Here is a 13180-nt window from a genome sequence, read left to right as displayed (position 1 = left end):
TGACCAGCACCCTGGACGCCACCCACCTGTCCGCAACACCCCCGGACCATCCGGTCCCCACCGCACCGATGTCGGTGCGCCGCCGCGACGGGTCCGTCGCCCCCTTCGACCAGGGCCGGATCGCGGTCGCGATCACCAAGGCTTTCCTGGCCGTCGAGGGCGAGACCGCAGGCCGGTCCTCCCGGCTGCGCGCTGTCGTCACCTCCCTCACCGAGGCGGTCGTCGGCACTCTGGAGCGGCGCTACGGCGACACCGGCCGCCCGGTCGACCTCGAGGACGTTCAGGACCAGGTCGAGCTGGCCCTCATGCGCGACGGTCACCAGGCCGTGGCCCGTGCCTACGTGCTCTACCGCGAGGAGCATCGTCGCGCCCGGGCCGAGCGCGCAGGCACGCAGACCGCGACCGTCGCCGGGCTGTCCGTCGCCAGGGCCGACGGCACCCGGGTGCCGCTGGACCGGGCCCGCCTCCGCGTGCTCATCGACGAGGCCTGCGCCGGGCTGGCCGACGCCTCGGCCGACGCGGTACTGACCGCGACCGAGGCCAACCTGTACGACGGGATCAGCGAGAAGGAACTGGGTCTCGCCCCGATCATGGCTGCCCGGGCGCTGGTGGAGACCGAGCCGCGGTACTCCCAGGTCGCCGCCCGGCTGCTGGCGGACACGCTGCGATCGGAGGCGCTGAGCCACATCACCGGCACGCCGGACCAGGCCACCGCGACGGCGATGAACGACCGGTACGCCGCGTACTTCAAGGACTTCGTGGCCCGGGGCATCGCCCTCGGCCGGCTGGACCCGGAGCTGGCAGGCTTCGACCTGGACAAGGTCGCGGCGGCGCTGGAGGGCGAGCGGGACGGCACCTTCACCTTCCTCGGGCTGCAGACCCTCTACGACCGGTACTTCCTGCACGACGACGGGGTGCGGTACGAGCTGCCGCAGGCGTTCTTCATGCGGGTGGCGATGGGGCTCGCCGTGCGCGAGATCGACCGTGAGGAAAGGGCGATCGAGTTCTACCGGCTGCTGTCCTCCTTCGACTTCATGGCCTCGACCCCCACCCTGTTCAACTCCGGGACCACCCACTCGCAGCTGAGTTCGTGCTTCCTGACCACCGTCGACGACGACCTCGCCTCCATCTTCGCCGGCATCAAGGACAACGCGATGCTGGCGAAGTTCTCCGGGGGCCTCGGCAACGACTGGACCCCGGTGCGGGGGATCGGCGCACACATCAAGGGCACCAACGGCACGTCCTCCGGCGTGGTCCCGTTCCTGAAGATCGCGAACGACACCGCGGTCGCGGTGAACCAGGGCGGCAAGCGCAAGGGCGCAGTGTGTGCCTACCTGGAGACCTGGCACATCGACATCGAAGAGTTCCTCGACCTGCGCCGCAACACCGGTGACGACCGCCGGCGGACGCACGACATGAACACCGCGAACTGGGTGCCGGACGAGTTCCTCCGCCGGGTGGAGGCGGGCGGGCAGTGGACGCTTTTCTCCCCGGACGAGGTCTCGGACCTGCACGACCTGTACGGCGACGCCTTCGCCGCCCGGTACGCCGAGTACGAGGCCGCCGCCGACCGCGGCGGGATCCGGGTGTTCCGGCGGCTTCCCGCCGTCGACCTGTGGCGGCGGATGCTCACCGCGCTGTTCGAGACCGGGCACCCGTGGATCACCTTCAAGGACGCCTGCAACCTGCGGTCCCCACAGCAGCACGCGGGGGTGGTGCACTCGTCCAACCTGTGCACGGAGATCACCCTCAACACCCGCACCGGCAGCGACAGCGAGACCGCCGTCTGCAACCTCGGTTCGGTGAACCTGGCCGCCCACGTGACCGCGGACGGGCTGGACGTGGAGCGGCTGCGCCGGACCGTCACCACCGCGGTGCGGATGCTGGACAACGTCATCGACATCAACCTGTACACGGTGCCGTCGGCCCGGCGGTCCAACCTCAAGCACCGCCCGGTCGGACTGGGGCTGATGGGCTTCGCCGACGCGCTGTACACCCTCGGGGTGCCCTACGCCTCCGAGGCGGCGGTCGAGTTCGCCGATGTCTCGATGGAACACCTTTCCTACTGGGCGATCTCGGCGTCGTCGCAGCTCGCCGCCGAGCGTGGCCGGTACCCGTCGTTCGACGGATCGCTGTGGAGCCGGGGCATCCTGCCGATCGACTCCATCGCCCTGCTGGCCGACGCCCGCGGTGGTGACCTGGACCAGGACCGCACGGCGCGGCTCGACTGGGAGTCCCTGCGTGAGCGGGTGCGCACGGTGGGCGTGCGGAACTCCAACATCATGGCGATCGCGCCGACGGCGACCATCTCGAACATCGTGGGTGTGTCGCAGTCGATCGAGCCGACGTTCCGCAACCTGTTCGTCAAGTCGAACATGAGCGGCGACTTCACCGTGGTGAACGAGCATCTCGTGCGGGTGCTGAAGGAACGCGGGCTCTGGGACGAGGTGATGGTGGCCGACCTGAAGTACTTCGACGGGTCGCTGGTGGAGATCGATCGGATCCCCGACGACATCCGTGAGCTGTTCGCGACCGCGTTCGAGGTCGACGGGTCCTGGCTGATCAAGGCCGCCTCCCGGCGGCAGAAGTGGCTGGACCAGGCGCAGTCGCTCAACCTCTACGTAGCGGCGCCGAGCGGCCGGAAGCTGGACGAGCTGTACCGGCTCGCCTGGCGTACCGGGTGCAAGACCACCTACTACCTGCGGTCGACATCTGCCACCCACGTGGAGAAGTCGACGCTGCGCGGTACCGACGGCCGGCTCAACGCGGTGTCCGCCGCGGCGCCGGCGACCGCCGCCCCGGAGCCCGCTCCGGTCGCAGCCCCGGCTGTCGTCCCTGCTGTCCCTGTCCCTCCTGCCGCTCCGGCCGCGGCGGTCCCGCCGGTCCCGCCGGTCCCGGTGCCGGCACGACCGGAGGTGTCGATCGCCGACGCCCTGGCCGAGTTTCCTGCCGCGGGCACGGATGCGCTCGCGTGCTCCATCGACAACCCTGATTGCGAGGCCTGCCAGTGAGCACCGATCTCTGGGCCGACGAGTTCACCCCGGCCGCTCCCGCGGCCCCGTCTGCCGTGCCGTCGCCGCCGGCGGCACCCGTGGCGCCGCCGGCGCAGGCAGCGTCGGCGCCGATCACCGGGACCGTCGTGGGCGTCGACCTGGGCACCGGCACCGCCGGCCGGGTGGACGTCAGCCAGAAGGCGATGATCAACGCCCGGGCCGACGTCAACCAGCTGCTGCCGCTGAAGTACACCTGGGCCTGGGAGAAGTACCTGGCCGGCTGCAACAACCACTGGATGCCGACCGAGGTGTCGATGCAGGCGGACATCGCGCTGTGGAAGAGCACCGACCCGGCGACCGGGCTGACCGATGCCGAGCGCACGATGATCAAGCGCAACCTCGGCTTCTTCGCCACCGCGGAGTCGTTGGTGGCCAACAACATCGTGCTCGCGGTCTACCGCCAGCTGACCAACCCGGAGTGCCGGCAGTACCTGCTGCGCCAGGCCTTCGAGGAGGCCGTGCACACCCACACCTTCCAGTACATCTGCACCTCGCTGGGACTGGAGGCGGGCGAGCTGTTCAACATGTACCGCGAGGTGCCGTCCATCACCGAGAAGGACGCCTGGGCGCTGCAGTACACCCGGACGCTGGAGGACCCGGCGTTCCGCACCGGCACCCCGGAGGCCGACCAGGCGTTCCTGCGGGACCTGGTGGCGTTCTACGTGGTCTTCGAGGGCATGTGGTTCTACACGGGTTTCGCCCAGATCCTGTCCCTCGGCCGGCGCAACAAGATGGTCGGCATCGCCGAGCAGTACCAGTACATCCTGCGCGACGAATCGATCCACCTGAACTTCGGCATCGACGTCATCAACCAGATCAAGATCGAGAACCCGCACCTGTGGACCGCCGAGTTCCAGGCGGAGGTCCGCGGCATGCTGGCGAAGGCCTGTGAACTCGAGATCGCCTACGGCCGGGACACTCTCCCGACCGGCATGCTCGGTCTCACAGCGGCCCAGTGCGAGCAGTACATGTACTTCATCACCAACCGGCGGTGCGCCCAGATCGGGCTGCCGGCGCTGTACCCGGACACCGAGAACCCGTTCCCGTGGATGAGCGAGATGATGGACCTGAAGAAGGAGAAGAACTTCTTCGAGACCCGGGTGATCGAGTACCGCACCGGTTCCGGCCTGGAGTGGTGAGGGTTCACCCGAGGGCGGCCAGCCACTCCTGGTAGGTCTGCACGCCGTGGTCGGTGGGGCCGTGCGGGACGAGAGTGCCGTCCCGCATGGCCTTTCCGAGTCCGCCCGGGAGCGGGACCTGCAGGATCGGCCCGCGCCGGTGCTGCGTCCGGGCGTACCGGCGCACCATGTCGACCATCCGTTCCTCCCTGGGCCCGCCGAGATCCGGCACCCGGCCGGCAGGTGCGCCGATAGCGAGCTCCACCAGCCGCTGCGCGACCTCGCGGGCGGCGACCGGCTGCGACCGCATCGCCGGGATCAGCATCAGCGGGCCGACGGTGATCTGACCGTAGATCTGGGTGGCGAACTCGTGGAACTGGGTGGCGCGCAGGATGGTCCACGGCACCGGGCCCGCCTCGACGAGCTTCTCCTGCGTCACCTTGCCCGCGTAGTAGCCGTACGGAGCCTGTCCCACGCCCACGATGGACAGTGCCACGTGGTGCCCCACGCCGGCCGCCTGCTCGGCAGCCAGCAGGTGCGATGTTGTTGTGCGGAAAAAGGTCTCGGACCCCTTCGCCGATCTGGTCTGCACCGAGAGCACGTCGACGACGGCGTCGGTCCCGGCCAGCTGCTCGGCGAGCCGCGTCGCTGCGGAGGCGTCGTCGGAGGTCAGGTCGATGCCGGCGTGCCGGGAGAGCACCACGGCTTCGTGCCCTTGCTCGTGCAGCACCTCCACCACGTGTGTGCCGACAGCTCCGTTGCCTCCGGCAACAGCGATCCTCATCGTTGGTCCTCCTTCGGGGTGGTGGCGGACCGTCCCGTCGACGGCCGCGCGGGGAACAGCAGTGGTAGCGGGAGCAGCACGGTCAGCAGCAGTGAGACCGGCTGGCCGAAGGCGTCGATCGTGGCCATCCCGTGCAGATGCACGACGTGGTAGAGGAAGTGGGGGAGGCTGAACACCAGCCAGGCGACCGCGACCACCCGACCGGCGGCCGTCCGCGCCGCTGCACCCCGGGTGAGCACTGCGATGATGCCGGCGGCGGCCAGACCGAGGTAGAGCGCGCCGACGTCACGGATCAGGTGCTGGTTGTACGGGCCGTCCATCATGACCCAGGCGCCGAACCCGACTCCGGGGAACGAGTCGTAGAACCGGTCGGGCAGGAACAGAGCCCACCCGCCGACACCGAGGCCCAGCAGGTTGAGGATCCACAGCAGTGTCGTGCGCATGACCGTCCCAGCAGCAGCGGCCGGGAACCATGTCCGATTGCTGTCCCGGCGTCTGCCCAGGTGACACCGCAGCCCCGCGGAATGTGACGATGACGCCGGTCACACCCCCGGACTCACATCCGGCTCAGGTGACGGCCTTCCGGATCTGCTCGACCACCGCGCGCACCCGCTCGCGATCGACCTTCTGTTCGGCGGTGTGCATTCCGGAGTACTCGCCGGGTTCGACGGTGAGCTGCACGCTGCAGCCGGGAAGGTCGACCCGCAGTCTGAACTCGCCGCCGTCGTAGATGCGGCCGCCCATGTCCTGCTGGGTCAGGCCGCACAGGTCGCGGACCCCGGCGAGCAGCGCGTCGAGCGCGTCCGGTGTCAGTGACCTGCCGGACACCGGTCCGTTGCCGTCGATGGTGCCGTTGCCGAGCACCTCGACCTTCCAGCCCTGCTGCTGGTTCTGCGGGTTGTACGGCGGCAGCACGCCCATGGTCAGCCAGACGGCGTCGGCGTCAGGTGGGCCACTCGGAGTCGTTGACGGTGGCGTCGAGGAGCCGGCCACCGGGGTCCCGCCGGTGCTGCTGCATCCGGCGATCAGGAAGAGCAGCACCGCCGCGCACGGTGCGATCAGTCGGCGGCAGAGGGTCAGCGGTGCGTCCATGGAGCTCGGACGGATCCGGGGACCGTGGGGTTCCCGGTCCGACCGGATTCGCGCAGGTCGGGACCGGAGTTCAGCAGTCGCAGGTGACGGTCGAGCGCGGTGCGGTCAGCGGGTCGACCGCACCCGCGGCGATCCCGCTTGCGGTCTCCACCGGCATGCCCTCGCGGGCCCAGTACTCGAAGCCGCCGATCATCTCCTTGACCGGATGCCCGAGCAGCGCGAAGGCGAGTGCGGCGCGGGTGCCGCCGTTGCAGCCCGGTCCCCAGCAGTAGGTCACCACCGGCGTGCCGGCCGGGATGAGATCCGCGGCCCGCGAGGCGATCTCGGCGGTCGGCAGGTGCACGGCGCCGGGGATGTGACCCTGCGCCCAGGCCGCAACACCCCGGGAGTCGACCAGGACGAACCCCGGCGTCCCGGAACGCAGGGCCGCGGCGACGTCGGAGGCGTCGGTCTCGAAGTCCAGCTTCGCGCGGAAGTACGGCACCGCGGCCGAGGCCGGGGTGGCAGGCCAGGCGATGGCTGCAGCGGGGACAGCAGGCACAGTGGTCATGTCCAGAATCCTGCGGCCGAGCGGAACCCGTGAACAGGGCCGATCCACGGCAGTTGGCGCGAGCAGGCGCGGATCCGACGATAGATTGCCACCATGGCCGTCGATCCCGCGCCCCGCCTCGACCAGACCGACGCGGCGATCCTTGCCGAGCTGCAGGCCGACGGTCGGTTGTCCGTCGCCGACCTCGCGCGCCGGGTCTCCATGTCCGCGAGTGCCACCGCGGAGCGGCTGCGCAGGTTGGAGGAGACCGGGGTGATCACCGGCTACGCGGCCACGGTCGACCCGACCAGGCTGGGCTACGGGATCATGGCGTTCCTGCGGCTGCGGTACCCGACCAGCAACTACAAGCCGCTGCACGACCTGCTCGCCGTCACCCCGGAGATCGTCGAGGCGCATCACGTCACCGGTGACGACTGCTTCGTGCTCAAGGTGGTCGCGACGTCGATGGGGCACCTGGAGCAGGTGTCCGGCCGGGTCGGCACCCTCGGCGGCGTCACCACCAGCGTCGTGTACTCCAGCCCGCTCACCGGCCGCGGTCTTCCGCCCGCCTGAACGGCCGATCTGCCGGCGGCCGATCTGGTTCAGACGTGGTCGTCGAAACCGCGGAAGACGCCGCCGCTGTCGTCCGCGTAGTCCGCGAACTCGTTGAACATCATGTTGCCGATGGCCAGGTTGGCCTGGATGCCGAACACCTCGGAGGGCAGAGCCCGGAAGCTCCGACCGGGTTCCTCCAGCCGGTCCACGACGAGAACCGTCGGCTCCGGGTCGGTGAGCGCGAGCAGGTCGGCGAGGAAGACATGGGTGGGGTCGGGCAGGACGTCGCTCTCCTCGCTCCAGAGCGTCTCCGGCACGAGATCGCCGGCCGTCAGCCCTTCGAACCGCCGTTCGCTGACGTACTCGATGTTGGCTGCGAACGGTTCGCCCAGACCTTCGACCGTCTGCTCCACGGCAACGGCCGCGCACAGCGCATCCCAACCGGCGTCGGTGCCGGGGTCGAAGGACGTCCGGATCAGCAGGGAGGCATCCAGGGCGGTCTGTCTGCGGGAACTCGATGGTCACAGCGACGTCTCCGATCCGATCGATGGCGGCGCGACCTGCGTGGACAGCGCCTGGTCGTGCAGCGGCACGCCGTTCCAGCGGGTGCTCACCTGCCCGGTGTCGGTGTCACAGCGGATCAGCAGGTGATGTGGGGTCTGGACGGCGACGATCCGCGCCTCGAACGTCGTCGGCGAGGTCCAGCCGCCGCGCGCCACCCAGGGGCCGTTCACCTCCGGCCAGACACCGCGGCCGCAGCGGATCGTCAGCTCCCGATCGCCCTCGCGGACGGTCAGCTGCCAGCCGTCGCCGGCCTCCTCGACGACCACCCCGGTCAGCCGGGCGGCCTCCCGACCTTCCCGGTGTGCGAACGTCCACGGACCGGATGACGCCGGCTCGACGACATCTGCCGGCGCCGCGATCTGTGCCCCGGAGAGACTGCGCCGCAACGTGTCCGCGTCGGCGGACGCGGGCAGCGGGCCGCCGGTGAAGGCCGGCAGCAATTCCTCCCAGACCGCGTCGAGCACCGCCTGCATGTCCAGCTGGCAGGAGGTGATCACCACGACGGCGTCCTCCTCGGGCAGCACCAGCACGTACTGCCCGTAGGCGCCGTCGCCGCGGAACCCGTGCCGGGCCCGCCAGTACTGGTAGCCGTAGCCCTGCTGCCAGTCGACACCGCCTTCGTGCGAGGAGTTGTCGGTGATGGGTGCCGACGCGCGAGCGACCCACCCGGCCGGGAGCAGCTGCTCGCCGTGCCACCGGCCGTCGTCCAGCAGCAGCTGCCCGAACCGGGCGAGGGCGCCGGTGGTCAGGTGCAGTCCGGAGAAGCCGAGCTCGCGTCCGGCCGGCCACTGCAGCCAGGCCGAGTTGTCGATGCCCAGCGGCTCGAACAGCCGCGGCCGCAGGTAGTCGGTGAGGGTCATCCCGGTGACCCGCTGCACGATCGCGCCGACGGTGTAGGTCGCGCCGTTGTTGTAGACGAAGCAGCTGCCCGGCTCCTGCTCGGGCTCGTGGGCGAAGAACGCCGCGACCGGGTCGGCGGATCCGATCATCCCGTCCAGGGTGTCGACCCGGTGGCCGGTCGACATGGACAGCAACTGGTGCACGGTCAACGACGCCGCGCGCGGCCCGGCCGCCGGCTCGTCCAGGTGGGACGCTGCCCGGGCGGAGAGGTCGAGCAGACCCTCGGCCTCGGCGAACGCGGCCGCCGTCGAGGTGAAGCTCTTGGACAGCGAGTACAGCAGCTGCACGCCGTCCGGGTGGTAGGGAGCCCAGAAGCTTTCGGCGAGCAGTCGGCCGTGCCGCAGCACCATGAGGCTGTGCGGCTCCAGGCCCTCCCGCTCCAGACGGTCGACCAGGGCGGTCACCGCCGCCGACGGCAGTCCCTGCTCCTCCGGGGTGGACGACGGGAACGGATCCCGGATGTCGGGGGCGGTCGGCGTCGACTGCTGTGACATGCCGCCACGCTATCCGCCTGCCGTCGGCGATGATGGCGGGGCCGGTGACCGGCGGGGAGGTACTAGTACCAAGGTCCGATGGTGCGGCCGACCAGGTGCGAGGGAGAAAGGAGGCACAGGATTTCCCGATCACCAGGAGGTACCGAGATGAAGCGACTTGCCATCGTGGGTGGCCTGATCGTCGCCGCCGCCGTGCCCGCCGTGCTCGGGCTCGTCGGCAACGCGTCGTTCGGCGACAGCGTCCCCGTCCGCATCCCGCCCAGCGCCGTCGTCGAGCAGCCCGGCAGCAGCGAGGTCAGCCTGCCGACCAGTACGTCGGGCACCACGACGCTCGCCACGACAGCGCCCAGCACCAGCACCCCGAGCACAACGAGCGCGAGCGGCACCACCAGCTCGACGACCTCTGCCCGGACGACGACCACCTCCGACGACGCCACCTCCGACGACCACGGCGGGGACCGCACCACCCGGGAGTCAGAATCCGGCGACGACCACGGCGGGGACCGGACCGGATCGGACGATGCGACCGGCACGACCGGCAGCGGAGCCACCACCCGGACCACGGAATCCGGGGACGACCACGGCGGCAGCTCCGGATCCGGGTCCGACGATCCGACTGGCGCCACCGGCACGACCGGCGGCGGGAGCACCACCAGGTCGACCGGGTCCGGTGACGACCACGGCGGGGACCGCACCACCCGGGAGACCGAGCCGGGCGACGACCACGGTGGCGACCGGACCAGCGGCGCGGTCGCCGGCACCAGCACCTCCACCCAGGCGCCCACCACGACCAGCCGGCCGACCACGACCGGCCGGCCGACCACCACGAGCCGGCAGACCACCACCCAGAAGACGACCAGCTCGCAGCGCAGCACCGAGTCCGGTGATGACCACGGCGGCAGCGGTTCGGGCTCGGGATCCGGCAAGGACGACAGCGGGTCCGGCAAGGGCAGCTCCGGTAGCGGCTCCGACGACGGTGGTTCGGGCAGCAGCGGTTCCGGGCGCGGCGGGAAGGACGACGGTGACGGGCACTCCTGAACCCCGACGCCACGGTCCGGGCGCATGAGCCGTCCGGCCCCCGCGAGCGACGACCGGCCACCCTGGCTGGTCGTCGCTTCCGGCGTCCCGGTGCGCGAGGACCGGCCGATCCGCCGGCGGCGGGTGTTCGTCCAGGTGATCATCGGCGCGCTGGTCGTCCTGGTGGTGGTGTCACTCGGCGGGATCTTCGCCGCCCGGCGGCTGGCCGAGGCGGAAGCCGTGTCCGACGCGGCGAACTCGGCCGACCTCTTCGCCGAGCTGCTGATCCAGCCGGTGGTCACCGACGGCCTGCGCACCGGCGACCCGGAGGCGCTGGCCGCGGTGGACATCGAGGTGCGGGAGCACCTGCTGACCCAGGAGTCGGTGGTCCGGGTGAAGATCTGGAACCGCGACGGCACCATCGTTTACTCCGACGACCCGCGGCTGATCGGCATGCGGTTCGAGCTGGAGGCGGAGGAGCTCGAGGTCTTCTCCACCCCCGAGATCCGCGCCGAAGTCTCCGATCTCGCTGCTCCGGAGAACCTCTACGAACGGGACAGCGGCAAGCTGCTGGAGACCTATCGGCCGATCTGGACCCCGGACGGCCAACCGCTGCTGTTCGAGGTCTACTTCCGGTACGACCAGGTGACCGCGCGCAGCGGCGAACTCTGGCGTGGGTTCGCCGGGATCACGCTGTCCAGTCTGCTGCTGCTGGTCGCGCTGCTGCTGCCGATCCTCTGGCGGCTGCTGGACCGGCTGCGCGAGGCCCGCACCCAGCGGGAGGCGTTGCTGCAGCGCACGATCGACGCTTCCGCCCAGGAACGCCGCCGTATCGCCGGCACCCTGCACGACGGCGTGGTCCAGGACCTGGTCGGCACCTCGTACGCCCTGGCCGGCCAGGCCGAGCAGGCGGCGATGCAGGGTCGCGCGTCCGATGCCGAGGACCTGCACCGGATCGGCGGTGCGGTGCGCGGCAGCATCGGCGGACTGCGCTCGCTGCTGGTCGACATCTACCCGCCGGGTCTGGAGACCGCAGGTCTGGCAGCCACTCTCGAGGACATGGCCAGCGGTGTCCGGTCCCGCGGCGTGCGGGTGGACCTGCAGGTGCCCGACCCGTCCGGGCTGGACGCCGCCGGCGATCGGCTGGTCTACCGGATCTGCCAGGAGGCACTGGTCAACGTCGGCAAGCACTCGGGTGCGCAGTGGGTACGGGTGACGCTGGAGAAGGAACGGAAGGGCGGAGCGGTGCTGGAGATCACCGACAACGGCCGGGGTTTCGACGCCGAGGAGCTGTGGTCGCACCCGGCGGAGGGCCACTTCGGGCTCCGGGTGCTGGCCGACCTGGCGAACGGCGCCGGCGCCACCCTGCGGTTGTCGTCCGCGCCCGGAGCCGGTACCAGCTGGCGGCTGGAGATCCCGGAATGAGCAACGGATCCCCGGGCATCATCACGGTGTTGCTGGTCGACGACCACCCGCTGGTCCGGGCCGGCCTGCGGTCGTTGCTCACCACGGCCGGTGACATCGACGTCGTCGGCGAGGCGTCCGGCGGGCAGGAGGCGGGGGAACTCGCCGCCTCCGTGATGCCCGACGTGGTGCTGATGGACCTGTCGATGCCGGGGATGGACGGCATCGCCGCGACCCGGGTGGTGCTGGACGCGCACCCGGCGGCGCGGGTGGTGGTGCTGACGTCCTTCCACGACACCGGGCGGGTCGCCGAGGCGCTGCGGGCGGGCGCGGTCGGCTACCTGCTCAAGGACAGCGAACCGTCACACCTGTTGTCCTCCATCAGGTCCGCCGCCGAGGGACACGCCCCGCTGGATCCACGGATGGCGGTGGCTCTCCTGCCGGCCGCCGTCCCGGCGCCGGCCGAGCAGTTGAGCGCCCGGGAGCGGGAGGTACTCACGCTGATTGCCCGCGGACTGTCCAACCGGCAGATCGGCCGCGAGCTCGGCATCGCCGAGCGCACGGTGAAGGTGCACGTCGGCAGCCTGTTCCGGCGGATCGGTGTGGTGGACCGGACCAGTGCCGCGATGTGGGCGCGGGACCATCTGCCCGACGCCGGCCGGGGGTGACGCGCCGGAAGAACAGGGCGGAGGTACTAGTACCAACGTCCGATTGCCGGTGCGACCAGCGACCCATGAGAGTTCACGGTGTCGCGCCGGAGGGGTGCGATCCCGAACTCCGAAGGGAAGCACCATGTCCCGCTTCACCACTCTCACCGCGGGCCTGCGCACCGCGGTGGTCGCGACCGCCGTCGCTGCGCTGTCCGTGGGTGCCGTCGCCGTGGCCGGTCCGGCCGCCGCCAAGGGCTCGCCGACGGGTGACCTCGCGGTCACCGTCAACGGCACCACCTACAACCCGGCCGCCGGGAAGGACGTCAAGCTCAAGGATGTCGCGGCGTCCGGCACGGTCAAGATCCGTGGCACGCACGTCACCTTCGACATCGACACCGCCACCCTGGGCGTCTACCACTACACGCTGACCGGCGCCGCCGACCCGCAGCGGATGGTCACGAAGCCGACGGAGATCTTCGCGTCCAAGGTGCCGACGCTGACCGCGGCGCAGCGCGCCGGCGTGCGCATCAAGGAGCTCGAGGTCAAGGACGACACCCTGGTCGTGCGGTTCCAGGTGGCCGGCGGCACGCTGAAGGTGCAGGCCAAGGACGCGCCCCAGGGTGGGATCTTCCAGATGGAGCCGGAGTTCGCCTCGGCCGTCGAGGTCACCCACGTGCTGGGCTCCGGGCTCTTCTACTTCGTCAACTCGTTCACCGGCAAGATCAACTTCGGCGACGGCACCAACGCGGTGAGCCAGGCCCAGAGCGCCACCGGCTACCACCAGATGCTGCTCGGCAAGGACAGCCCGCAGGTCGCGACCAAGACCTACCAGGACGGCACCACCACCAAGTGGCTGGTCACCTCCGGCGGCCGGATGGGCGGCGTGCTGGGCGAGGACGCGATCGAGCTCTCGCAGGGCGCGACCAACTGCACCAGCAACTGCCAGGCGCAGAACCGGATCCGCGGATCCGTCCCGGTCCCGCCGAACCCGGTGGACCCGACTCCGATCGGCTGACCACT

General features: G+C 70.7%; 13 protein-coding genes. 7 read left to right on the top strand and 6 right to left on the bottom strand.

Annotated elements, in window-relative coordinates; all coding sequences use genetic code 11:
- Window positions 1-68: 68 nt before the first annotated feature.
- Together GIS00_RS12340 and GIS00_RS12335 are read left to right on the top strand one after the other, a co-directional pair.
- A complete protein-coding gene (locus GIS00_RS12340) occupies window positions 69-3011 on the top strand; it encodes a ribonucleoside-diphosphate reductase subunit alpha (RefSeq protein ID WP_154769259.1) in 2943 nt (980 codons plus the stop codon).
- Between the two features lie 113 nt (window positions 3012-3124).
- The gene (locus GIS00_RS12335) at window positions 3125-4192 is read left to right on the top strand and encodes a ribonucleotide-diphosphate reductase subunit beta (protein ID WP_407666864.1); all 1068 of its coding nucleotides are present in this window, start codon (window positions 3125-3127) and stop codon (window positions 4190-4192) included.
- A 4-nt stretch (window positions 4193-4196) separates the two neighbouring features.
- Here GIS00_RS12335 and GIS00_RS12330 read toward each other — a convergent pair whose 3' ends face one another.
- The 4 genes from GIS00_RS12330 to GIS00_RS12315 form a co-directional block, all read right to left on the bottom strand.
- Complete coding sequence (locus tag GIS00_RS12330; protein WP_154768763.1) at window positions 4197-4955, bottom strand: SDR family oxidoreductase; 759 nt, start codon at window positions 4953-4955, stop codon at window positions 4197-4199.
- Complete coding sequence (locus GIS00_RS12325) at window positions 4952-5398, bottom strand: hypothetical protein (protein ID WP_154768762.1); 447 nt, start codon at window positions 5396-5398, stop codon at window positions 4952-4954. Before GIS00_RS12325 ends, GIS00_RS12330 begins: the two co-directional genes overlap by 4 nt.
- Before the next feature lie 124 nt (window positions 5399-5522).
- A complete protein-coding gene (locus GIS00_RS12320; protein ID WP_154768761.1) occupies window positions 5523-6047 on the bottom strand; it encodes a hypothetical protein in 525 nt (174 codons plus the stop codon).
- Window positions 6048-6117: 70 nt separating this feature from the next.
- Window positions 6118-6597 carry a rhodanese-like domain-containing protein gene (locus GIS00_RS12315; protein ID WP_154768760.1) on the bottom strand — a complete coding sequence of 160 codons (480 nt, stop codon included), beginning with the start codon at window positions 6595-6597 and terminating at the stop codon, window positions 6118-6120.
- 93 nt (window positions 6598-6690) lie between these two features.
- Here GIS00_RS12315 and GIS00_RS12310 point away from each other — a divergent pair, with 93 nt between their 5' ends.
- The gene (locus tag GIS00_RS12310) at window positions 6691-7149 is read left to right on the top strand and encodes an Lrp/AsnC family transcriptional regulator (protein WP_154768759.1); all 459 of its coding nucleotides are present in this window, start codon (window positions 6691-6693) and stop codon (window positions 7147-7149) included.
- A gap of 29 nt (window positions 7150-7178) precedes the next feature.
- Here GIS00_RS12310 and GIS00_RS12305 read toward each other — a convergent pair whose 3' ends face one another.
- A complete protein-coding gene (locus GIS00_RS12305; protein ID WP_407666863.1) occupies window positions 7179-7607 on the bottom strand; it encodes a DUF6924 domain-containing protein in 429 nt (142 codons plus the stop codon).
- Between the two features lie 45 nt (window positions 7608-7652).
- On the bottom strand, window positions 7653-9089 hold the full coding sequence (locus GIS00_RS12300) for a serine hydrolase domain-containing protein (RefSeq protein WP_154768757.1): 1437 nt from the start codon (window positions 9087-9089) through the stop codon (window positions 7653-7655).
- A 147-nt stretch (window positions 9090-9236) separates the two neighbouring features.
- Here GIS00_RS12300 and GIS00_RS12295 point away from each other — a divergent pair, with 147 nt between their 5' ends.
- The 4 genes from GIS00_RS12295 to GIS00_RS12280 all read left to right on the top strand — a co-directional run bounded on the left by GIS00_RS12295 (window position 9237) and on the right by GIS00_RS12280 (window position 13175).
- Complete coding sequence (locus GIS00_RS12295) at window positions 9237-10127, top strand: hypothetical protein (protein ID WP_154768756.1); 891 nt, start codon at window positions 9237-9239, stop codon at window positions 10125-10127.
- Between the two features lie 24 nt (window positions 10128-10151).
- On the top strand, window positions 10152-11531 hold the full coding sequence (locus GIS00_RS12290; RefSeq protein ID WP_154768755.1) for a sensor histidine kinase: 1380 nt from the start codon (window positions 10152-10154) through the stop codon (window positions 11529-11531).
- Entirely contained in the window at window positions 11528-12178 is a 651-nt protein-coding gene (locus GIS00_RS12285) for a response regulator (protein ID WP_154768754.1), read from the top strand. Before GIS00_RS12290 ends, GIS00_RS12285 begins: the two co-directional genes overlap by 4 nt.
- Window positions 12179-12302: 124 nt before the next feature.
- Entirely contained in the window at window positions 12303-13175 is an 873-nt protein-coding gene (locus GIS00_RS12280; protein ID WP_154768753.1) for a hypothetical protein, read from the top strand.
- Window positions 13176-13180 lie beyond the last annotated feature (5 nt).

Origin of the sequence: Nakamurella alba (genome assembly GCF_009707545.1) — a bacterium.
Classification (GTDB): Bacteria; Actinomycetota; Actinomycetes; order Mycobacteriales; family Nakamurellaceae; genus Nakamurella; species Nakamurella alba.
Note: the sequence above shows the minus strand (reverse complement) of the source record. Positions and strands in the feature narration are given on the sequence as shown.